Annotated in this window: 20 protein-coding genes; 15 read left to right on the top strand and 5 right to left on the bottom strand. The window is 70.6% G+C overall.

Annotation, left to right across the window (positions count from 1 at the left end; all coding sequences use genetic code 11):
- Window positions 1–93: 93 nt before the first annotated feature.
- From VFA06_RS06600 to VFA06_RS06610, 3 genes are all read left to right on the top strand, one after another.
- Window positions 94–1,290, top strand: a complete 1,197-nt coding sequence (locus VFA06_RS06600) for a cytochrome P450 (RefSeq protein ID WP_324839529.1) — start codon at window positions 94–96, stop codon at window positions 1,288–1,290.
- A gap of 61 nt (window positions 1,291–1,351) precedes the next feature.
- On the top strand, window positions 1,352–1,558 hold the full coding sequence (locus VFA06_RS06605; protein WP_324839530.1) for a ferredoxin: 207 nt from the start codon (window positions 1,352–1,354) through the stop codon (window positions 1,556–1,558).
- 171 nt (window positions 1,559–1,729) lie between these two features.
- On the top strand, window positions 1,730–3,034 hold the full coding sequence (locus VFA06_RS06610) for a cation:proton antiporter (protein ID WP_324839531.1): 1,305 nt from the start codon (window positions 1,730–1,732) through the stop codon (window positions 3,032–3,034).
- Between the two features lie 27 nt (window positions 3,035–3,061).
- Here VFA06_RS06610 and sigJ read toward each other — a convergent pair whose 3' ends face one another.
- The gene (sigJ, locus tag VFA06_RS06615) at window positions 3,062–3,949 is read right to left on the bottom strand and encodes an RNA polymerase sigma factor SigJ (RefSeq protein ID WP_324839532.1); all 888 of its coding nucleotides are present in this window, start codon (window positions 3,947–3,949) and stop codon (window positions 3,062–3,064) included.
- 200 nt (window positions 3,950–4,149) lie between these two features.
- On the opposite strand from sigJ, the gene VFA06_RS06620 reads away from it, so the two are divergent.
- Window positions 4,150–5,661 (top strand): MFS transporter, encoded by a 1,512-nt coding sequence (locus VFA06_RS06620; protein ID WP_324839533.1) that lies wholly within the window; start codon window positions 4,150–4,152, stop codon window positions 5,659–5,661.
- 269 nt (window positions 5,662–5,930) lie between these two features.
- A complete protein-coding gene (locus VFA06_RS06625; RefSeq protein ID WP_324839534.1) occupies window positions 5,931–6,425 on the top strand; it encodes a winged helix-turn-helix domain-containing protein in 495 nt (164 codons plus the stop codon).
- Between the two features lie 90 nt (window positions 6,426–6,515).
- Here VFA06_RS06625 and VFA06_RS06630 read toward each other — a convergent pair whose 3' ends face one another.
- Window positions 6,516–7,064, bottom strand: a complete 549-nt coding sequence (locus VFA06_RS06630; RefSeq protein ID WP_324839535.1) for a YceI family protein — start codon at window positions 7,062–7,064, stop codon at window positions 6,516–6,518.
- Between the two features lie 83 nt (window positions 7,065–7,147).
- Here VFA06_RS06630 and VFA06_RS06635 point away from each other — a divergent pair, with 83 nt between their 5' ends.
- From VFA06_RS06635 to VFA06_RS06670, 8 genes are all read left to right on the top strand, one after another.
- Window positions 7,148–8,071 (top strand): sigma-70 family RNA polymerase sigma factor, encoded by a 924-nt coding sequence (locus tag VFA06_RS06635; RefSeq protein ID WP_324839536.1) that lies wholly within the window; start codon window positions 7,148–7,150, stop codon window positions 8,069–8,071.
- A 152-nt stretch (window positions 8,072–8,223) separates the two neighbouring features.
- Window positions 8,224–9,810, top strand: coding sequence for a tryptophan halogenase family protein (locus VFA06_RS06640; protein ID WP_324839537.1), 1,587 nt, complete (start codon window positions 8,224–8,226; stop codon window positions 9,808–9,810).
- A gap of 16 nt (window positions 9,811–9,826) precedes the next feature.
- Window positions 9,827–10,468 (top strand): flavin reductase family protein, encoded by a 642-nt coding sequence (locus tag VFA06_RS06645; RefSeq protein WP_324839538.1) that lies wholly within the window; start codon window positions 9,827–9,829, stop codon window positions 10,466–10,468.
- Window positions 10,465–11,535 (top strand): LLM class flavin-dependent oxidoreductase, encoded by a 1,071-nt coding sequence (locus VFA06_RS06650; RefSeq protein ID WP_324839539.1) that lies wholly within the window; start codon window positions 10,465–10,467, stop codon window positions 11,533–11,535. Before VFA06_RS06645 ends, VFA06_RS06650 begins: the two co-directional genes overlap by 4 nt.
- The gene (locus VFA06_RS06655; protein WP_324839540.1) at window positions 11,532–13,316 is read left to right on the top strand and encodes a non-ribosomal peptide synthetase; all 1,785 of its coding nucleotides are present in this window, start codon (window positions 11,532–11,534) and stop codon (window positions 13,314–13,316) included. Before VFA06_RS06650 ends, VFA06_RS06655 begins: the two co-directional genes overlap by 4 nt.
- A gap of 42 nt (window positions 13,317–13,358) precedes the next feature.
- Complete coding sequence (locus VFA06_RS06660; RefSeq protein ID WP_324839541.1) at window positions 13,359–14,558, top strand: cytochrome P450; 1,200 nt, start codon at window positions 13,359–13,361, stop codon at window positions 14,556–14,558.
- Window positions 14,559–14,659: 101 nt separating this feature from the next.
- On the top strand, window positions 14,660–16,021 hold the full coding sequence (locus tag VFA06_RS06665) for an NAD(P)/FAD-dependent oxidoreductase (RefSeq protein ID WP_324839542.1): 1,362 nt from the start codon (window positions 14,660–14,662) through the stop codon (window positions 16,019–16,021).
- A 58-nt stretch (window positions 16,022–16,079) separates the two neighbouring features.
- Window positions 16,080–16,406, top strand: a complete 327-nt coding sequence (locus tag VFA06_RS06670; protein WP_324839543.1) for an antibiotic biosynthesis monooxygenase — start codon at window positions 16,080–16,082, stop codon at window positions 16,404–16,406.
- 52 nt (window positions 16,407–16,458) lie between these two features.
- Here the strand turns inward: VFA06_RS06670 and VFA06_RS06675 are convergent, their stop codons facing one another.
- The 3 genes from VFA06_RS06675 to VFA06_RS06685 form a co-directional block, all read right to left on the bottom strand.
- On the bottom strand, window positions 16,459–17,487 hold the full coding sequence (locus VFA06_RS06675; protein ID WP_324839544.1) for an isocitrate/isopropylmalate dehydrogenase family protein: 1,029 nt from the start codon (window positions 17,485–17,487) through the stop codon (window positions 16,459–16,461).
- A gap of 103 nt (window positions 17,488–17,590) precedes the next feature.
- Window positions 17,591–18,385, bottom strand: a complete 795-nt coding sequence (locus VFA06_RS06680; protein ID WP_324839545.1) for an ABC transporter permease — start codon at window positions 18,383–18,385, stop codon at window positions 17,591–17,593.
- Window positions 18,382–19,128, bottom strand: a complete 747-nt coding sequence (locus tag VFA06_RS06685; protein WP_324839546.1) for an ABC transporter ATP-binding protein — start codon at window positions 19,126–19,128, stop codon at window positions 18,382–18,384. Before VFA06_RS06685 ends, VFA06_RS06680 begins: the two co-directional genes overlap by 4 nt.
- 166 nt (window positions 19,129–19,294) lie before the next feature.
- Here VFA06_RS06685 and VFA06_RS06690 point away from each other — a divergent pair, with 166 nt between their 5' ends.
- Window positions 19,295–20,533 carry a sensor histidine kinase gene (locus tag VFA06_RS06690; RefSeq protein WP_324839547.1) on the top strand — a complete coding sequence of 413 codons (1,239 nt, stop codon included), beginning with the start codon at window positions 19,295–19,297 and terminating at the stop codon, window positions 20,531–20,533.
- Window positions 20,530–21,189 carry a response regulator transcription factor gene (locus VFA06_RS06695; RefSeq protein ID WP_324839548.1) on the top strand — a complete coding sequence of 220 codons (660 nt, stop codon included), beginning with the start codon at window positions 20,530–20,532 and terminating at the stop codon, window positions 21,187–21,189. The genes VFA06_RS06690 and VFA06_RS06695 overlap by 4 nt, the downstream gene beginning before the upstream one ends.
- Window positions 21,190–21,234: the final 45 nt, after the last annotated feature.

A 21,234-nucleotide genomic window follows, 5' to 3' on the forward strand; every position in this document is an offset into this window, starting at 1 on the left:
GATGATCGGCTTGCCGTCGCCGTGACCAGTCGGCCGCGACACCGAATGACGCCGAATTCAGCACCCTTCTCTTCGCCAGTGGTGATGCGCACGATGAGCCGAACCGGAACGCTCTCCCTCGATCTGACCGATGCGCGCACGTTCCTCGAACAGGACCCTTACGAGTACTTCGCCGGGCTTCGGGCGCACGAGCCGGTGTCCTGGCATGAAGGCCGGCGGGGACAGCCCGGGTTCTGGGTGGTCGCGGACTACGCCAACGTCGTGGCCTGCTACAACGACCCGGCGTCGCTTGGCTCGGGCCGCGGAACCGTACTCGACGTGCTGCTGCGCGGCGACGATCCGGCCGGCGGCCGGATGCTCGCCGTGACCGACCGGCCCCGGCACCGCGAGCTGCGGGCCCTGTTGTGGCGGGCGTTGTCGCCGAAGGTGCTCGCCACGGTCGCCCAGGCGGTCGAGCAGTACACGGCGCGACTGGTGCGGCAGGCCGCCGAGCTCGGCGAGTTCGACTTCGCCGCCGAGGTGGCCGAGCACGTGCCGCTCAACACCATCTGCGATCTGCTGTCCGTGCCGAGCGCGGACCGACCCGACTTGCTCGAGTGGAGCAAGGGCGCGCTGACCGGCGCCGATCCGCTCGACTCCGCGGAGTCCCGCAACGAACTTGTCATGTACTTCATGCAGCTGGCCAAGCTGCGGCGCGCGCAGCCCGGCGACGACGTGGTGAGCACGATCGCCACCGGTACCGTCGGCGGCGAGCTGTTGACGCTCGAAGAGGTCGCGCTGAACTGCTACAGCCTGATCATCGGCGGCGACGAATCCTCACGGGTCTCGGCTATCAGCACGGTGAAAGCGCTGGCCGAGCATCCGGCGCAGTGGCGAGCCCTGGTGGACGGCCGGGTCGACCTGGAGACGGCCGTCGAGGAGGCGCTGCGGTGGGCCACCCCCTCGTTCCACTTCGCCCGCACGGCGACGTGCGACCACGTGATCGGGGGAGTGCGGATACGCGAGGGCGACATCGTGTCGCTCTGGAACATCTCGGCGAACAACGACGAGGACGCGTTCGTCCGGCCGCGCGCGTTCGACCTGGCGCGCTCGCCCAACCGGCATGTGGCGCTTGGACACGGTCCGCACTACTGTCTGGGCGCCTTCCTCGGCCGGGCCGAGCTGCGGGCTCTGTTGCTCGCGCTGACCCGCGCGGTGTCCGCGATCGAGCTTCGCGGGGCGCCCGTCCGGATCGAGTCGAATTTCCTGAACGGCTACAGCTCGCTGCCGGTGCGCTTTACGCCCCGGTGACATACCTCGCGGCGCAGCCGGACCGGCAGGAGAACTGGAATCGAGGCGAAAAGAGGGTGCGATGCGCGTGAACGTCGACCAGCAGCGGTGTGTCAGCTCCGGGCTGTGTGCACTCGCCGTTAGCGAGGTGTTCGACCAGGGCGAGCAGGACGGCGTCGTCGAACTGCTGCGGCCTGAGGTGTCGGGAGAACTCGCCGAACGGGTCCAGCGCGCGGCGCGGGTCTGCCCGGCTCGGGCGATCGCGGTCCAGGAAGAGGTAGGCGCCTAGGCCGTGTGTAAGAAGTAGCGTCGGATAAGGCCGCGGCGTCTGGCGCGTGCGATCGCAAGGCGGCGGAGCGCCCTCATCGCGCGGTAGCGGTGCGCGGGGCACGCGGGCCGGTCGCACAAGCGTGTTCTGCGGTAGTCGACCGCTTAATCACCCCGAGTCGCGGAGCACGCCATGCCACCCGTCACCTCCCCGCCGCTCGGCGGCCATTCTCTGCTCATCTTCCTGGTCGGGGCGGTAGCGCTGCTGGGTACCGCGCTGCTGCTCGGCCGGCTCGCCGAACGTCTCAAGCTGCCCGCAGTCGCCGGCGAGCTGTGCGCGGGCATCCTGCTCGGGCCTTCCGCGCTCGGCCGGATCGCACCGGGACTCTTCCGGTGGTTGCACACCTCGACCGCGGCGCAGATGCACCTGCTCGACGCGATCGGCCAGATCGGCGTGATTCTGCTGGTGGGTGTCACCGCGCTGGAGATCGACCTCGGCCTGGTGCGCCGCACCGCCCGGGTCTCCCTGGGCGTCGGAGCCCTGGGCCTGTTCATCCCGCTGGCTTTCGGCGTCGCGGCGGGGTTCGCCGCTCCGCCGATCCTGCGGCCGGCCGGGCGGGAACCGGCCTTGTTCGCCCTCTTCGTCGGGGTGGCCATGGGTGTCAGCGCCCTGCCGGTGATCGGCAAGATGCTGTCGGACATGCGGCTGCTGCATCGGGACGTCGGCCAGCTGACCGTCGCGACCGGCGTGGTCGACGACATCGTCGGCTGGATGCTGCTGTCCGTGGTCGCGGCCGCGGCGGCGGGCACGCTCGGCCCCGCGGCCGTGCTCAAACCGGTGTGCTGGCTCGTGGTGATCGCCGCGCTCGCCGCGCTGGTCGGCCGCCCGGCAGCGCGGGCGCTGGTGGACCGGACCAGTTCGCCGCAGGGCGCCGCGGGCGTCGCCGTGGTGCTCATCCTCGGCTGCGCGACGGCGACCCAGGCGGCCGGCCTCGAGGCGTCGTTCGGCGCGCTGCTCGGCGGGTTGCTGGTGGGCGGGTGCCGCGGCGCGACGGCGGCCAAGCTCGCGCCGCTGCGCTGCGTCACGCTCTCCGTGCTGGCCCCGCTGTACTTCGCGGAAGCCGGGCTGCGCATGGATCTCGGCGTGCTGGCCCGGCCCGCGATCGCGCTGGCGGCGGCGGCAGCGCTCGCCGCGGCGACCCTCGGCAAGTTCGCCGGGGCCTTCCTCGGCGCCCGGCTGGTCGGACTCGACCGCCGGGCCGCCATGGTCCTGGGCGCCGGGCTCAACGCCCGCGGCGTCATCCAGATCATCGTCGCGGGCGTCGGCCTGCAGTTGGGCGTGCTGAACACGGCCGCCTACACCGTGCTGGTGATGATCGCGATCGCGACCTCGCTGATGGCTCCGCCGGTGCTTCGGCGCGCCGTGGCCCGCATCGAAGTCACCGAGCAGGAGCGCGTGCGCGGCGAGCGCGCCGGGCAGCTCATCGGCGTGCCCTGACGCGCCCGCCGGCGCGGCGCGGCCGCCCTATCCGGTGAAGGCGGCGAAGTCGATCGCGCTGAGCCGGTCCGGATCCAGCAGGATCTGGATCTGCACGATCCGCTCCCGCTCGATGGTGAATCCCATGACCGAGACCGGCTTGCCCTCCCGCTCGACCAGCGCGCCGGGCGAGCCGTTGACCAGCACCGCGTGCACGGTGACCCCGGGCTGGCGGAACATCGCGGCCCGCTGCGCCACCAGCCGGTCCCCGCGCACGACCCCCGAGGCCGCGGCGAGCGCCAGCCCGCCGTCCGCGCGCAGCTCGACATCGGGGTCGAGCACCGCCACCAGACCGTCCAGGTCGCCTTCCCGCGCGGCGGCGAAAAACGCGTCCACCACCCGGCGCCGCACGGCGAACCGCCCGTCGATCTCGCCCGGCGGGGTGCCGCGCACCCGCCGCCTGGCCCGGCTGGCGAGCTGCCGGGCGGCCACCGTGGAGCGCCCGACCACCGCGGCGATCTCATCGAAGGTCAGGTGGAACATGTCGTGCAGGACGAAGGCGACGCGTTCCGCGGGCTCCAGCGTGTCCAGCACGATGAGCAGCGCGAGGCTCACCGAGTCCGTCAGCAGCGCCTCGTCCTCAGGACCGGCGCTGGGCTCCCGGCCGAGGACCGGATCGGGAAGGTGCACGCCCACCGGGTCCTCCGGCCTGGCCGCGCGGGATCTGAGCATGTTCAGGCAGATCCGGCTGACCACCGTGGTAAGCCACGCGGGCAGGTTCTCCAGCTCGTCCGCGTCCGTGCGGCTGAGCCGGATCCAGGCCTCCTGGACCGCGTCCTCCGTCTCCGCGTGCGAGCCGAGCATGCGATACGCGAGGGTTCTCAGCCGCGGCCGGGCCTGCTCGAACTGCTCCGTCAGGCCATCCAGATCCGGCACAGTCACACTCCTTGGTCCCCGAGGGTCGTTACTAATGGGCGGCTAGCCGACCCGACGCCTTGGATCCGACTAGGAGCACAGATGACCAGACGATTGCACATGGTAGCCACCGCGACATCGTGCGTGGCCGACCGCCTGGGGGCACTGTGATCACACTGACCGCAACGCGGCAGCGCCGCTTGACGCTGTTCGCCATGTGCATGGCGACGTTTATGACTTCACTCGATTTAACCATCGTGAACGTAGCCCTGCCGTCCATGCAGAGTGAACTGCACATGACCGCCGCCGAGCTCGTGTGGATCATCAGCGCGTATTCGCTCAGCCTGGCCGCGCTGATTCCGGCGGCCGGCGCGCTCGGCGACCGCTATGGCCGCAAGCGGGTGTTCCTCGGCGGAATGGTGGTCTTCCTGATCGGCGTCCTCGCCTGCGCCCTGGCCTGGAACGCCGCCGCCCTGATCGCCTTCCGCGCGGTTCAGGGCGTCGGCGGAGCGGCGATGCTCGCACTGGCCCTCTCCCTGATCACCGAGACGTACCCGCCGCAGCAGCGCGCCGGGGCGATCGGGGCCTGGGCCGCGATCGGCGGCACCGGATTCGGCGCCGGGCCGGTGGGCGGCGGCGTGCTGCTGACCTTCTTCAGCTGGCAGTCGGTGTTCTGGATCAATCTGCCGTTCGCGATTCTGGGCATCGTGTGCACGGCCGTGGCGGTGCGCGAATCGCGTAATCCGCGCGCCCGCAGGCTCGACGTTCCCGGCCTGCTCAGCAGCGGTCTCGCGCTCAGCTGCCTGACCCTCGGGTTCGTCGAGTCCTCCGGTCATCCGTGGGGCTCGGCACTGGTCGCAGTACCGCTGCTCGCGGGCGCCGCGCTGATGTTCGGTTTCTTCCTCTGGGAGCGGCGCGCTCCGCACGCCATGCTGCCCCCGGCGCTGCTGCGCGCGCGCAGCTTCTCGGCCGCCTCGGGCATCTACATGCTCTGCTACGGCGGAATGACCGGAGCGCTGTTCTGGGTCACCCTGTATTTCCAGGACGTGGCCGGCTGGTCGGTGCTGCGCACCGGGCTTTCCTGGCTGTTCATGAACGTGCCGTTCCTGACGATGGCGCAGTTCGGCGGCCGGCTCGACTCCCGGTACCGGACCTCGACGGTCACGGTCACCGGGACGCTGGTGGCCGCGGTCGGCGTCTTCCTGCTCAGCCGCTCCGGCACGACGCCGTTCGCGGTCAGCGCCCTGGGATACGCGCTCTACGGCGGCGGGTTCGGCACCTTCGTACCCGCCACGACGCACGTGGCGATGCGCGACGTGCCGCCCGGCGTGTCGGGCGCGGCCTCCAGCGTGCTCAACGCCTCCAGGCAGATCGGTTCCTCGGTCTGTCTGGCGGTCCTCGGCGCCGTCGGAGTGAACGCGGCGGTTTCCTCATGGCAAGGCCGGGTCGGCGCTGCTGCGGGCGCGCAGCATGCGCGGGCGCTGCAGGAGGCGCAGAACGTCGGCGCCGGCAAAGTGCACGCAGTGGTCGCCGCGCTGGGCGGCGGATACCGGAACGCCGCCGTCGACTCGTTCCTGCACGGCTTCCAGCTGGCAGTGGCGATCGCCGCAGTGTGCACCGCGCTTGCCGCCGGCCTCGCCTACGTCGGCTTCCGGCAGAGCACCGCGCGCCTAGCGCAGGTTGCTCCGCGCGGTGAACCGGCCGGCGCGTCCGCCGGGGACGGTGAGCGCTGACCTAAACCACCCTCGCCGCACACCTTGGATGACAGGGCCGCGCCCAGCGCGGTGGGCGCGGCCCTGCCGTCCGCCGGGAAACGCGGCAGCGAATAAGAACCCGAATCACGTCGGGCCGGGGCGCGTGAAGGGCGCACCGACGCCCTCTTGGCACGCGCCCGTGCGCTCGAACTCCTCTACCCACCGACCGACCCGAGTGGATTTGTGCCGCCCATGGGCACTTCTGTGCAGCCATGTCAGTAGTCGAACTGCTTGCGATAGGGGTAATCTTGAGCAGAGGCATCAAGCTCGTGCGCTGGCCGGTCGAAGCCAGCGTGCGCAACTCCTGCAAGAAGGCCGGCATACCGTGCCTTCTGGTCCTGGAAGCCGGCGCGCGGCCCCCCGTGTGCGTCGACCCCTCCGAGGACTGGATCCGGGCACCGGCCTCCCGCCAGGATGTCGACGCGCGAATCCAGGCTCTGATTCAGCGCGCCTACGGGAAGAAGGTTCCAGCCCTCGACTCCACCGGAGTGCTCTACTTCGGCACCAAGTCGGTGGCGATCTCCAGCACGCAGACGGAACTGATGGAGCAGTTCGTCGCCCATTACGGCGAGCTGGTCTATCGGGCGGAGCTGGAGCAGCAGGTGATCAAGCAGTACGGGAATCTCTCCAGGAACGCGCTGGACTTGCAGATCATGCGGCTGCGCCGCCGTATCGCCGCCATCGGCCTGAGCATTCAGACCGTCTGGGGGCGTGGATACATCCTCGAAGCCCTCACTGAGTGAGCCGCGGGCGATCCGCCGCCGCACGCGGCCCGCTCGCCGCCGGCGAAGACTCGCGGCGGCGAGCGGGCCCGTCGCCGGGCCGGCGCCGGATCAGGACCCGAGCGAGGCCTGGATGTCGAGGTGGATCTCGATCTTCTCGCCCACGACCGCGGCCGGGACGTGCGGGCTGATCGCGAAGTCCGCCCGATCGATCGTCACCCGCGCGCTCACGCCCAGCACCTTCACGTTCCGCACCGGGTCCACGCCGAAGCCGCCGACCTGCGCGGTCAGGGTGACCGGCCTGGTCACGGACCGGATGGTCAGCTCCCCGTCGATCAGCAGGCCGTCCGGGCCGCGGCGCACCGCCGTGGACTGGAAGACGATCTGCTTGTGCTCGCCGGTGGCCAGCACGTCCTCACCGCGGATGTACCCGTCGCGCGCCGGGAAACCGGTGTCGATGCTGTCGGTCTCGATCCGCGCGGTCACCGAGGACTGCTCCACCGTCGGGCCGACGTTGATCGTGCCGTCGATGGCGTTGAAGCGCCCGTGCACCCGCGCCACGCCGAGGTGGCGCACGGAGAATCCGGCTTCTGAGTTAGCCGGGTCGATGCTCCACATTCCGGCTGTGTAGCCCGGGAATTCGACCTCTGCTTCGGTCATCTCACTCCTCCAGGTGAACTCGTCACACGACCCGCGACGCGCGGGTCATCTGTATGTCGGATGGCGATTTGGAAAGGTGACCGATGGACGAGCCCGATTTTCTGGCGCAGCGTTTCGAGGAGAACCGCAGGGCTTTGCTCGGTCTGGCGTACCGCATGCTCGGCTCGCGCGAAGAGGCCGAGGACGCCGTGCAGGAGGCCTGGCTGCGGATCGCCCGCATCGACGCCCCCGAGGTGCGCAACCTCTCCGGCCTGCTGCGCACGGTCACCTCACGGGTGTGTTTGGACCAGCTGCGCAGCCGGCGGGCCAGGCCCGAGGAGTGCGCCGGGAACCTCCCGGCGACCTGCGCCGCCCGCACCGGCGCGGGCCCCGAACAGGAGGTGCTCGAGGCCGACTCGGTCAGCCGCGCCCTGCTGATCGTCCTGGACACGCTCAGCCCGGCGGAGCGGGTGGCCTTCGTCCTGCACGACACGTTCGGGGTGCCCTTCTCGGAGATCGGAGCCGTCCTCGGCCGCACCCCCACGACGGCGAAGAAGCTGGCCAGCCGGGCGCGGGTCAAAGTGCGTGGCCCGCGCAGCCGCCGTCCGGTCGAACTGGCCAGACACCGCGAGGTCGTGGGCGCCTTCCTCGCCGCGGCGCGTAGCGGCGACACGCGGACTATCGCCGCCTGCCTGGCCCCGGACGTCGTACGCACGGCCGACGCTGCCGCCCTGTCCGGCGATCGGCCGGCGCGGCTGCGCGGCGTGGAGTCGGTCGCGCGGGAGATCAGCTGGTTCGGCGACGCACCCGAAGCGGAAGTCGCCATGGTCGACGGCGACGTGGGGCTGCTCGTGGCGCCACGCGGGCGGCCGTGGCTGGCCGCGCGCTTCTCGATCGCCGACGGCCGCGTGGCGGGCTACGAGTTGATCGCCGATCCGGTGCGGCTTCGCGGTCTCGGGATAAGACCGCTACCCCAGGATCTGACCCGCCGTCGGCTGCGCGTCAACCGCGCTGAAAGAACCGAGTAAGGAATTCCCGCATTCACAGCGCGTTCTTTCGCGAATCTTTTCGGCCCGCCGCGCCGGGATCCGGAGCATGCCAGAGTCCTGCGTGTGCCTCAGGATCCTGCAATGAAAGCGGATCCCGGTTTCCCATCCGCGCACCGACCAAGACGGGAATCATGATTGAGAACATAGTGATCGTCGGCGGCGGCACGGCAGGCTGGATGACCGCCACATACCTCAAGGCGACCTTCGGCGACCGGCTCGCGGTCACCCTCGTCGAGTCCAAGGCCGTCTCGACCATCGGCGTCGGCGAGGCGACGTTCAGCACGGTGCGCCACTTCTTCCGGCACCTGGGACTGAGCGAGCCCGAGTGGATGCCGGCCTGCCACGCCTCCTACAAGCTGGCCATCCGATTCGAGGGCTGGCGCGCCCCGGGCCACCACTTCTACCACCCCTTCGAGCGGCCGCGCGTCGTCGCGGGCTTCTCGCTGGCCGACTGGTGGCTTCGCTACGGCCCGTGCGAGCGATACGACCTCGACTGCTCCGTGCTGTCCGGGCTCTGCGATGCCAAGCGCTCGCCGCGATACCTGGACGGCAAGATGTTCGAATCCGATCTCGAGCACGGCGCAAACGCTCAGCCGGCGGGCGCCACGGCCGAGGAGACGCAGTTCCCTTACGCCTACCATTTCGACGCCAGCTTGCTGGCGAATTTCCTGAGCGAATACGGCGTCGCCCGCGGCGTGCGGCACATCCAGGACGACGTGACGGATGTGCGCCTCGACGAGGCCGGCTACATCGCGCACGTGCGCACGGCGCAGCACGGGCCCATCAGCGGCGACCTCTTCGTCGACTGCACCGGATTCCGCGGCCTGCTGCTCAACCAGGCACTCGGCGTGCCGTTCGTGTCGTACCAGGAGTCCCTGCCCAACGACAGCGCGGTGGCGCTGCGGGTACCTGTCGACGTCTCCACCCGCGGGATGAGGCCGTGCACCACGGCGTCCGCGCAGGAGGCCGGCTGGATCTGGACTATCCCGCTGCTCAACCGGATCGGCACCGGATACGTCTACTCCAGCGCCTACACCACGCCCGAAGCAGCGGAACGCACGCTGCGCGCGTTCGTCGGCCCCGAGGCCGACGACCTGCCGGCCAACCACATCAAGATGCGGATCGGCCGCAGCGCCGAGAGCTGGGTGAAGAACTGCGTGGCGGTCGGCCTCTCCAGCGGGTTCGTCGAGCCGCTGGAGTCCACCGGGATCTTCTTCATCCAGAACGCCATCGAGCAGCTGGTGCGGCATTTCCCCGGTACCCGGGACGACGAGCAGCTGCGCCAGGCCTACAACCGGCAGACCGCCGGCGTCATGGACGGGGTCAGGGAGTTTTTGTTCCTGCACTACTACGGCGCGGCCCGCGCGGACAACGACTACTGGCGCGACGCCAAGACGCGCGCGATGCCCGAAGGGCTGGCCGAACGGCTCGAGGCCTGGCGCACCGGCCTGCCGGACCCGAACTCGGTCTTCCCGCGATTCCACGGTTTCGAGCCGTACTCGTACACGGCCATGATCCTCGGCCTCGGCGGGCTGCCGATCCGGCCGCTGCCGGTACTCGGCCGGTTGGACCCCACGCCGGCGCGGCGCGAGTTCCAGCGGGTGCGCGCCCAGGCCGCCGCCCTGAGCGAGCGCCTTCCCGGCCAGTACGAGTACCTCGCGGACCAGGCCGCCAGGCGCAACGGGGCCGCCGACGGCCGTCTTGTCCCCGCCCCATGACACGGGAGGTGCTCGCGTGTCCTTCCCCACCGCACTGAGTGGCCCGGCGGCCGCGGTTTCCGCCGCGGCCGCGGGCACCGGTCCCGCGGCCGCGCGCACGGTGTCCGCCGACGAGTTCAAGACGCTGATGTCGGGCTTTCCGGCCGGCGTGACCGTGGTCACCGTCGCCGCCGCGGACGGCCTGTTGTACGGAATGACCTGCACCGCGGTGTCCAGCGTGTCAGCCGACCCGCCGACGCTGCTGGTGTGCATCCAGCGGTCCAGCCGCACCCTGGCCGCACTCACCGGGACGCGCAGCTTCGCGCTGAATCTGCTGGACGAGCAGGCCAAGCACGTGGCCGAGCTGTTCGCGACCCGCCGCCCGGACTGCTTCGAGCAGGTGCCGTGGAGCGCGCACCCCGGCAGCGGCGGTCCGCACCTGGACCGGGACGCGCACACGATCGCGGACTGCCGGGTCGCGGGCTCGGTCGAGATCGCCGACCACGTCGTCGTCTTCGGCGAGGTCTACTCGGTGACCGCCGCGGCCTCGCTGCCGCGACGACCGCTGGTCTACGGAATGCACGAGTACTGGTCGCTGGACCGGCCCGGCTGCGCGCGCGTGACCCGCGTCGCCGCCCGCGGCCCCGCATCTCACACGGATACAGAGAGGCCGAGATGACGCATTACGGAATCTCGCTGCTGCCCGACCTGGCGCCGGAGCAGCGCAGCGCCGAGCACTACTACGCCGACCTGCTGGAAGTGGCAGGACTGACCGAGGACCTTGGGCTTGAGTACGTCAAGATGACGGAGCACTACCTCAACGCCTACGGGGGCTACTGCCCCGACCCGCTCGCGTTCCTGTCGGCCGTGGCCGCGCGCACCCGCCGGGTGCGGTTGATGACGGGCGGCATCCAGGCCTCCTTCCATCACCCGATCCAGCTGGCCGCCAGGACCGCACAGCTCGACGCGTTGAGCGGGGGGCGCCTGGACGTCGGCTTCGCGCGCGCTTTCCTCCCTTACGAGTTCGACTCCTTCGGCATCGACATGGACAGCAGCAAGGACCGCTTCCGGGCGACCGTGGAGGCGGTGGTGCGGCTGTGGACCGAGACCGACGTCGCCGAGGACACCCCGTACTTCCGGTATCAGGGTGCGAACTCCTTCCCGCGCCCGACTCAGCAGCCGCACCCGCCGGTGTGGGCGGCGGCCCTGCTCACCAGGTCCAGCTTCGAGTGGATCGGCGACTCGGGCTTCAACCTGCTGATCGCGTCGGCCCCGAGCCGCGAGCAGGTGGGCCAGGTCAAGGAGATGATCGAACTCTACCGCGACCGCTTCCGCGCCGCGCCGGGTAACCGCGGCCGCGAACCGCGCGTGGCCATCAGCGTCGCGATGTACCTCGCCGACTCGGACGAAGAGGCCATAGAGCGCGGCACCGCGGCGACGCGGCGGCACTGGGACGTGTTCGGCGCGGCAGCGGCCTCCTGGCAGAACCGGACCTCGACCTCGTACCAGGGCTACCGCGAGGCGGTGGTCGACAAGCACCGCTCCGGCCCGAGCGAAAAGGCCGGGCTGGCCGTGATCGGATCGCCCCGGAACGCGGCCGAGCAGCTGCGCCAGATCGAGCGGGAGCTGGGCACGGACATCGTGCTGTTCCAGGTCGACTGCGGCCAGCAGTCGCTGGAGGAGATGCAGCGCAGCCTGAAGCTGTTCGCCGCCGAGGTCCGGCCGGCGCTCGGCGGGGACCGATGACCGCGGGATGCGCACCGCTGCGCACGGTTCCGGGATTGTTCGAGGCGGTCGCCGCGGACAACCCGGACGCGCCCGCGGTGCAGTACAAGGACATGACGCTCAGCTACGGCGAGCTCAACCGGCGGGCCAATCAGCTCGCGCGGCTGCTCGTGCAGCGCGGCGTCGGACCCGATCGCCTGGTGGCGCTGGCCGTACCGCGCTCCGCGGAACTCGTGGTGGCGCTGTTGGCGATACTCAAGGCGGGCGGAGCGTATCTCCCGCTCGATCCGCGCTATCCGGCCGCCCGCAAGGCGTTCATGGTGGCGGACGCCGCGCCGGTCCTGCTGGTGCGGGCCGCCGACGGCGGCGCGAGCGTGCCCGGCGTGCAGCTCGACGAGGTCGACCTGGACTCGGCGCAGTACGCCGCGCTGAGCGGGGCGGACCTGGCGCAGTCGGAGCGCCTCGAGCCCCTGACGGACCGACACCTGATGTACGTGATCTACACCTCCGGCTCGACCGGGACGCCGAAGGGCGTGGCGGTCTCCCAGGAGGGCGTGGCCGACCTGGTCGCCACTCAGGCCGATCGCTTCGAGGTGGCGCCCGGCGACCGGGTGCTGCAGTGGGCCTCGATCAGTTTCGACGCGGGATTCTGGGACGTCACCCTCGCGCTGCTGCACGGAGCCGTGCTGGTGATGGCCGACGACGAGGACCTGCTGCCCGGCGACCCGCTGCGCGAGACCCTGGCCAAGTACGAGATCGACCACGCGGTGCTTCCGCCGGCCGCGCTCAGCATCACCGACAGCGAGGGCGTCCTTCTCGGCGGGACCGTCATGTCCACCGGCGACGCCTGCACTCCGGCCCTGCTGCGCAAGTGGGCGCTGGGCCGCCGGATGTTCAACGGCTACGGGCCCACCGAGGTGACCGTCGGCTCGACCATCGCCGGGCCGATCACCGAGGCGGACGGCGTCGACATCGGCCTGCCCTGGATCGGCGCCCGGGTCCTGATCCTGGATGAGGACCTGCGGCCGGTGCCGGACGGCGAGGAGGGCGAGCTGTATCTCGCCGGAAGCGGTCTGGCGCGCGGCTACGTCAACCGGCCGGGCTTGACTGCCGCGCGGTTCCTGCCCGACCCCTCGGGGCCGCCCGGCAGCAGGATGTACCGCTCCGGCGATCGCGGCCGGCGCGGGCCGGACGGCAGGCTGCATTTCGCCGGGCGGATCGACGGGCAGGTCAAGCTGCGCGGCTTCCGCGTCGAACTCGGCGAAATAGAAGCCCGGCTGGCCGCTCAGCCGGAAGTGGACCTGGCCGCGGCGATCGTGGCGGGGGAGTTGGCCGACGCGCGGCTCGTCGCGTATGTGACCGCCCGGCCGGGCTGCACCCTCGACAGCGGCCGACTGCGGGCGGAACTGGCCGCGGCACTGCCCGAATACATGGTCCCGGCCCGCATCGAGGTGCTGGACCGCTTCCCCACGCAGCCCAACGGGAAGATCGACCGGGCGGCGCTCGCCCAGGCAGGCGCGTCCACGCGCACGCCGGCTCCGGCCGCCGAAGCCGCGCCTTCCGCTGCCGCGATCCCCGGCTCCGCCGATCTTCCCGCCACGGTGCTGCGCGACCGGGTCGCCGCGCTGCTCGGATTGCCGACGGTCGACCTCGACGCGAACTTCTTCGAGCTCGGCGGCAACTCCCTGCTCGCGGCGCGGCTGATCAGCTCGGTGCGCGAAGAGCTCGGGGTGCGCCTGCCGATCCGCACCGTCCTGGCGGCGGGCAACCTGCGCGAAATCGCCCAAGCCATCCGCGAATAGCCGCGCCGCCGGCTCGGCGCGGCAAGAAAGGTAGTGATTTGCGTGTCAGAGCAGCTGGTCCGCTTCCCGATCCGCAAGGACGCGGCCTGCCCCTTCGACCCGGCGCCGCGCATGCGCGAGCTGGACGGCCTGACGCGAGTCGAACTGTGGGACGGCAGCACGCCGTGGCTGGTCACCGGCTACGAGCTCGGGCGCCGGCTCCTGGTTGATCCGCGGGTCAGCGCCGACTCGACGATCCCGGGATACCCGCACTTCGACGAGGGCAGCCGGGAGCGCCGCAAGGACGGGCGCTCATTCGTCGCGATGGACGACCCGGAACACGCCCGGCAGCGCCGGATGGTCTCGCAGCCGTTCGCGATCCGGAACATAGCGGCGCTGCGCGGCGACGTCACCGACATCGTCAACGACCTGATCGACGATCTGCTGGCCGGCCCCAACCCGGCGGACCTGGTCAGCCGGTTCGCGTTCCCCACCTCGACCCAGGTCATCTGCCGGATGCTCGGCGTCCCGTACGCCGACCACAAGTTCTTCCAGGAGCAGACCACGCTGATGCTCCACCGGGACAGCTCCCCGGAAACCGTGGTCGGCGCGCAGGAGGCGCTGCGCGCGTATCTTCGGGAACTGATCGAGCGGCAGAAGGCCCAGCCCGCCGACGGCCTGATCTCCTCCGTGATCGAGAGTCAGGTGCGCACCGGGGCACTGACCGAGGAACAGCTTTCGTACATCTCCGTCACGCTTCTGGTGGCCGGCCTGGAGACCACCGGAAACATGATCGCCCTCGGCACGCTCGCCCTGCTGAGGCACCCGGACCAGCTCGAGCGGCTGCGCAACACCGAAGACCAGGCGTTGGTGAACAGCGCCGTCGAGGAGCTGCTGCGTTACCTGAACATCTCGCACTCCGGCCGGCGGCGCGTCGCGCTCGCGGACATCACCGTGGAGGGCACGACGATCCGGGCCGGCGAGGGCATCATCCTGGCGAGCGAGCTGGCCAATCGCGACCCGGACAACTTCCCCGACCCCGACCGGCTGGACATCGGCCGCGACGCCCAGCACCACCTGGCCTTCGGGTACGGCCCGCACCACTGCCTCGGCCGGCCGCTGGCCACGCTGGAGCTGCAGGTCGTGTACGGCACGCTGTATCGCCGCATTCCGAGCCTTCGCCTCGCCATTCCCTTCGAGCAAGTGCAGTTCAAGCACGACGGAGTGGCATATGGCGTGCGCGAGCTGCCCGTCGCCTGGTAGGCGCCCGGCCACGAGCCGGCCCGGCGGCCGGTCTCCGGGCGCAGTCGACATCTTCGAGATCTGTCATCCGACATCTGTCGGGTTCGTGACGAGGAGCAGAGATGCAGGATTCGGGCCCGCCCCGGGCAGGGGCGGGCGGGGACATCGCCATCGTCGGGGCCGGCCTGGCCGGTCCGGTGGCCGCGATCTACCTCGCGCGTCGCTTCGGCCGGGTCACCGTGCTGGAGCGGCGCCGCGACCCGCGGCGCGATCCCGCGCGCGTGGGCCGCTCGCTCATGGTGATCCTCTCCGACCGCGGCTGGCGCGTGCTGCGCGAACTGGGTCTCGAGCCGCGCGTGCGCCGGATCTGTGTGCCGCTCGCCGGACGCTGCGGGCACCTGCCCTCAGGCGACACGGTGACCACGCCGTACAGCCGGTACAACACCCCGATCTGGGCGGTGGAACGGGAGCGGCTGCACCGGCTGTTGCTCGACGCGGCGCAGGCCGAGCCCGGCGTGCGGTTGCACTTCGAGCTTCCGGTGCGCCAGGTGGACCTGGACCGGCCCGCTCTGCTGGTGGGCGAGGGCGACTCGCAACGATGGCTCAGCTACAACCACATCGTTGGCTGCGATGGGGTGCACTCCGTCGTGCGCGCCGCGCTGGTATCGCGTGGAGCCCGTGCGTACGTCGGCACCTTGGACTTGGCGTATCAGGAGATGGTGCTGAGGCTGCCGCGGTGCGACCGGGGCCTGATGCACTACTGGCCGGCCGGGGACGCGCTGTTCGGGGCGTTCCCGCTGGTCTCCAGCGACCTGTTCGCCGGCTCAGTGTTCTTCCGCAGGCAGGGGCCGGCTCCGTCGTACGCCGCGGCGGTCGGTGGCCGAGCCCTGGCCGAGCAGTTCGCGCGGTGCTTTCCCGGCCTGGCCGGCGCCATCCCGGACCTAGCGGCCCAACTGGAGACCAAGCCGATCTGCGCCGTCCGGCTCACGCGTTGCGACCGCTGGGTCCACGACGGCAGCGCGGCCCTGATCGGCGACGCCTGCCACGCCATGGCTCCGTTCATGGGTCAGGGCATGAACAGCGCGTTCGAGGACGTGCGCACAATGGTGTCCTGTCTCGATCGAGAACGGGACTGGGCGGCCGCGTTCGCCGAGTACGAGCGGACCCGCCGGGCCGACGGCGACGCGATCGCGGAAATCTCGTACGAGCACTACCGCACCATGTCCCGGCTGCCGGATCCGCGGCAGCAGGCCGAGGAGGCGATCGTCCAGCGGTTGGTGAACCTCATGCCAAACCGCTTCGCCCCGCTGTACGAGCGCTGCGCGTTCAGCCAGGAGAGCTTCAGCTCGGCGCTCGCCGAGGAGCGCGACCTGCGCGATCTGGCGGCCTCCATCGTCGACCGGCACGGCCTTGCCGCCGCGACCGACATTCCCGACGGCCGGCTGCGCGAATGGGCCCAGGTATCGCACCGCGCCGCAGTGTGACCGCAACCGTGACTGTGACGGCCCGCGTGCGGGCGCCGCGAATCCCGAGGAGTATGCAGTGATTCTGGTCGTTTTCCGCTCGCGTTTCTCCGATCAGGTCGACGCGGAGTATGACGAGACTGAGGAGCGCCTCGCGAAGCGGGTGCGCGAGATGGCAGGCGACGACCTGGTCCAGCTCAAGAAGTACACGGCCGAAGACGGCGAACGCCTGGCCCTGGTCTGGTGGCGCAACCCCGAGACGCTGGAGCAGTGGCGCAACGACCCGGAGCATCAGGACGCGAAGGAACTCGGCCGGACCCAGTGGTATGAGTTCTTCGAGCTGAGTATCGCCGAGGTGGTGCGTACCAGTTCCACCTCGCCGGAGATGGGTTACCCGTCGCCTTGAGCGCACGGCCGCCGCGGCGCAGCAACGGGACGTCGCACCCGCCGCAGCGCTCTTACCCCAGCCCCGCGAGAACCGCGCTCGTGACCTCGCGAGTGCTCAGTGTGCCGCCCAGGTCCGGGGTGACGCGCCCGGCCGCGATCGCCCCGGCCACCGCCGCCTCGGTCGCGTCCGCCGGCGCCGCCAACCCCAGGCCGCGCAGCAGCAGCGCCGCCGTGAGCAAGCAGGCGAGCGGGTTCGCGACGGCTTTTCCCGCCAGGTCCGGCGCCGATCCGTGCACCGGTTCGTAGAGCCCGAAATTCGTCGCCGGGTTGAGGCTCGCCGAAGGGGCCAGCCCGATGCCGCCGGCGAGCGCGGCGGCCAGATCGCTCAGGATGTCCCCGTACGAATTGCTGGTCACGATGACGTCGAAGGCGCTGGGATCCGTGACCAGGTTCATCGCGGCGGCATCGACGTAAAGGTGCGTCGACGAGATCTCAGGGTGCTGCTGCGCGCAGGTCCGCTGACACTGCTGCCAAAGCCGGCCGCCGGCCCGTACCGCATTCGCCTTGTCCACGAGGCACACCTCGCGGCGCGCGGTTTGGTAGGCGAAGTCCATGATCCGGGAGACACCGTGCCAGGTGTTGATGTCGGCGTCTATGGCGACCTCCATGCGCGATGAAGCACGCAAGTTGCCGCCGACGCCGCTGTAGAGCCCTTCGGTGTTCTCGCGGACGATCACACAATCGATCGCACGGCGCGCGGCGTCCCGAAGCGGGCTTAGTCGGTCGTGCCACAGCCTGACCGGCCGGTAGTTGGCGTAAAGGTCGAAGTCGCCGCGCAACCGCAGCAGAACGCTGCGCACGTAATCAGTGTCTTCAAGCTCCGGCGTGCCGACAGCTCCCAGCAGCAGCCCGTCGCTCGCCGCGACTCGCGCTACGTCCGCATCGCTTAAGGCGCAGCCTTCGCGGCGGTAACGCGCCGCATTGACGTGGTCAAGAATGTCGAACGACAAGTCGACATCCAGCGCGTCGAGCAACTCAAGCGCGGAATCGATGACCTCTGGGCCGATACCGTCGCCCGGTATGACGGTGATGACGTGCAACGGGCCTCCTTTCGCAGGCGGCTACGCCGCTTGAGGCCAGGCTAGGTGCGCTGCGGTCGAGCCATCGCAGATCTGTCGCCTTTCAGTCCTGATCGATAGCCCGCTACGCGTCGCGCAGGGCGCGCGCCGCGCCAAGACCGAGAAATGCGACCAGGTAGAGCACGAGGTCGAAGCAGGCGAATCCGAACGACGGGATCCGTTGTGCGTGTGGGCCGGTAGGCGGCGCGATGGTGGCCAGCGCGGTAGCGGCATCCGCCAGGGTCAGGTGGTCGGGAAGGTAGCTGGACCCTTCGAAGGCGCGTGCGGCCGGGTAGGTGAGGAAGACGAGTGCGAACATGGCGGCCATGGCGCCGGCGGTGTGGCGGATGAGCGCGCCGAGGCCGAAGCCGACCATCGTGACCACGGCCATGTAGAGGCCTGCGAAGGTGATCGCGCGCAGCACGTGTGGTGCGGTCACGCTCACGTCCAAATGCTGGCGGCGCAGGACCAGTTGCCCGACGAAGAACGCCGCGAACGCACACAGTTCGGATGCGAGCAACGCGAACAGCCCGAGGATCAGTGCCTTGGCGGTGTACACGACGGCGCGGCGCGGGGTTGCGATCAGTGTGCTGCGAATCATCCCGGTGGCGTATTCGGTGCTGACCGCGAGTACCCCTAGGGCGCCGAGGGCGAGTTCGCCGAGCTGGAAGCCGCTGAGCGGGTCGCCGACCGGGTCGAAGTCGGCGCGGTCGGCCGCACTCATCGTGGCCCAGTGGCCGGTGACCGAGAGGACGTCAAGCAGCCCGGTTCCGAGGCCGAGTACGAACGCGGCGATGAGTGCGATGTAGGTGGAGCGGGCGGTGTGCAGCTTGATCCACTCGGAGCGCAGGACTGCGAGCGGGATGGTGAATCTGGTCATCGACCCGGTCCCCTCGTCTGCGTCCGAATCGCCGCCGCGTCGGTGCTGTAGTCCACGGCCTGGGCCGTCATCCTCAGGTAAGCCTCCTCGAGCGAGGCGCCGGGCCCCGCGCTCTCGATGAACTGGCGCATGCCGGTGTCCGCGATCAGTCGCCCGCGCCCGATCACGATCACGTGGTCCGCGGTCAGCGCCATCTCGCTCATCAGATGACTGGAGACCAGGACCGCGCGGCCCTCGGCGGCCATCGACTTCATCAGGGTGCGGATCCACAGCACACCCTCCGGATCCAGCCCGTTGACCGGCTCGTCGAACAGCAGGATCGGCGGATCGCCGAGCAGCGCCGCGGCGATCCCGAGACGCTGGCGCATGCCCAGGGAGAAGCCGCCGACCCGCTTGCCGGCCACCGCCGAGAGCCCGGTGCGTTCCAGGAGCTCGCCGACCCTGGCGGCCGGCAGCGCGTTGCTCGCCGCGAGCCAGGCCAGATGATCGCGGGCGCGGCGGCCGGGATGGACCGCGCCGGCTTCGAGCAGCGCCCCCACCAAGCGCAACGGTTTGTCCAGCGCACGATAAGGCCGGCCACCGATCAGAGCCCTACCGGCGGCGGGGGTGTCCAGGCCGAGGATCATCCGCATGGTGGTGGACTTGCCGGCGCCGTTCGGCCCGAGGAAGCCGGTCACCCGGCCCGGCTCGATCCGGAAGGACAGGTCGTCCACCACGGTCGTGCCGCCGAAACGCTTAGTCAACCCTCGGATTTCCACCACGGGGGTTTGCGATTGAGTGTTCACCCGGCCAACCGTGCCGCGCCGGCAAGAGCGGCGCGTCTGCCCACGGCGTCGTTCCGCGTATGCCTTTGGGGATAGGTCTGGCGGTCGATGCCTGAGCCGTGCGGGCGCGCCTACGCTTGCGACCGTGTCTACCGGCGCTCCGCCTACCGGGCCGGCCACGCACCGGCCGCTGCTGGCGCGCGTGCGCCCGGCGCATTGGCGCGCGCTGGACGCGGCGCTAGCCGGCGTCTACGCGCTCGTCGCATTCATGCTGCTCGCCAAGCACTCTCGCGGGCTGCTCGAACCGCTTGCCGCGCTGGCAGGAGCGCTCGCGCTGGCCTGGCCGATCGCGTGGCGCCGACGCCGGCCGCTCGGCGCCTTCTTCCTGCTGCTCGCCGTGCTGGGCGCGTTCGCGGCGTTGGCGCCCCGCTCGATCGTGGCCGCGCTGGTGCCACTGGCCTACGTGCTCTACATCGTCGCCGCGAACTGCCGGCCGCGTTCCGCGGTGCTCGCGTTGGTGACCGCGCTCGCGGCGGCAACGTCCACAGCGCTGCCGGACTTCCACCACAGGGGCGCGGCCGTCCTCTTCGCGTTGGCGTACACCGCGGTCTGGACGATCGGGTACGCCGTCGGGATGCATCGCCGCTACACCGAGGACCTGCTACGCAGCCAGGCGGAACTCGCGCAGGCGCGGATAGACCAGGCGCGGCGGGACATCACGGCGCAGCGGATGGGCATCGCCCGGGAGTTGCACGACGTGCTGGCCCACCACATGAGCGTGATCACCGTTCAGGCCGGCTACGGCGGCCTGATGATCGATCAGAGCCCAGACTCCGCAAGCTCGGATCCCGCCCGCTCCGCGCTCGGGATCATCGAGAGCACCGGCCGTCTCGCCCTCGGCGAGATGCGCAACCTCGTCGGCGTCCTGCGCGCCGATCCAGGGGACGAGCAGACCCCGGAACCAGACCTGGCTCCTACGCCCGGCCTGGCAGACCTGGGGCAGCTGATCGAACACGCCGCGCATGCGGGCGTGCAAGTAGACCTGACGATCACCGGGCGCGCGCATCCGCTACCCCCGGGCGAGGACTTGTCCGCCTACCGCATCATTCAGGAGGCGCTCACCAACGTGATCAAACACGCGGGCACCGAGACAGCCCGCGCCCGCATCGACTACGGGGACGCATGGCTGACCATCGAGGTCTGCAATGGCGCTTCAGCCACCGCGCAACCAACCGACGCCGCACCGCCCGGCCGTGGTCTCGCCGGCATGCGCGAGCGGGCGCTGCTCTACGGTGGCGAACTGCACGCCGGCCCGACCCAGAGCGGCGGGTTCCTCGTCACTGCCCGCCTGCCGCTACCCGCCGCGACGGAGCCGTCATCGTGACCGTGCGGGTCGTGGTTGCCGACGATCAAGCCCTTGTGCGGGCCGGGCTGCGCGGAATCGTGGACAGCGCGCCAGACCTGACCGTCGTCGGCGAAGCAAGCACCGGCAGCCAGGCAGTCGCGCTGGCCCGAGCCGAATCGCCGGACGTCGTGCTCATGGACATTCGCATGCCCGACATGGACGGGATCGAGGCGACCCGCGTGATCACCGCCGCCGGAGACGCGAAAGTCCTGATCCTGACCACGTTCGACCTCGACGAGTACGTATACGCGGCGCTGCGCGGCGGGGCCAGCGGATTCCTGCTCAAGGACGCGCGCCCCAGAGACCTGATCGACGCCGTCCGGGCGGTCGGGCGCGGGGACGAACTCCTCGCTCCCGCCATCACCAAACGCCTCATCGCCCAGTTCATCGGTCGCCGCCCCGCACCCCCGCCGGACGGTGCGGCGCTGAACACGATCACCGACCGGGAGCGCGAAGTCCTCACCCTCGTCGGCCGCGGCCTGTCCAACAGCGAGATCGCCCGCGACCTGCACATCGGCCCCGGCACCGCGAAGACACACGTCAGGCACCTGCTGACCAAGCTGGACGCCCGCGACCGGGTCCACCTGGTGATCATCGCCTACCGCGCCGGTTTGGTCGATCCCACGAACCCATAGCGGCGCCGCCGCGATAATCGCTGCGGTTGAGCCCAACGACGCTGC

Source organism: Actinocrinis sp. (assembly GCF_035653575.1).
Lineage (GTDB): Bacteria > Actinomycetota > Actinomycetes > Streptomycetales > Catenulisporaceae > Actinocrinis.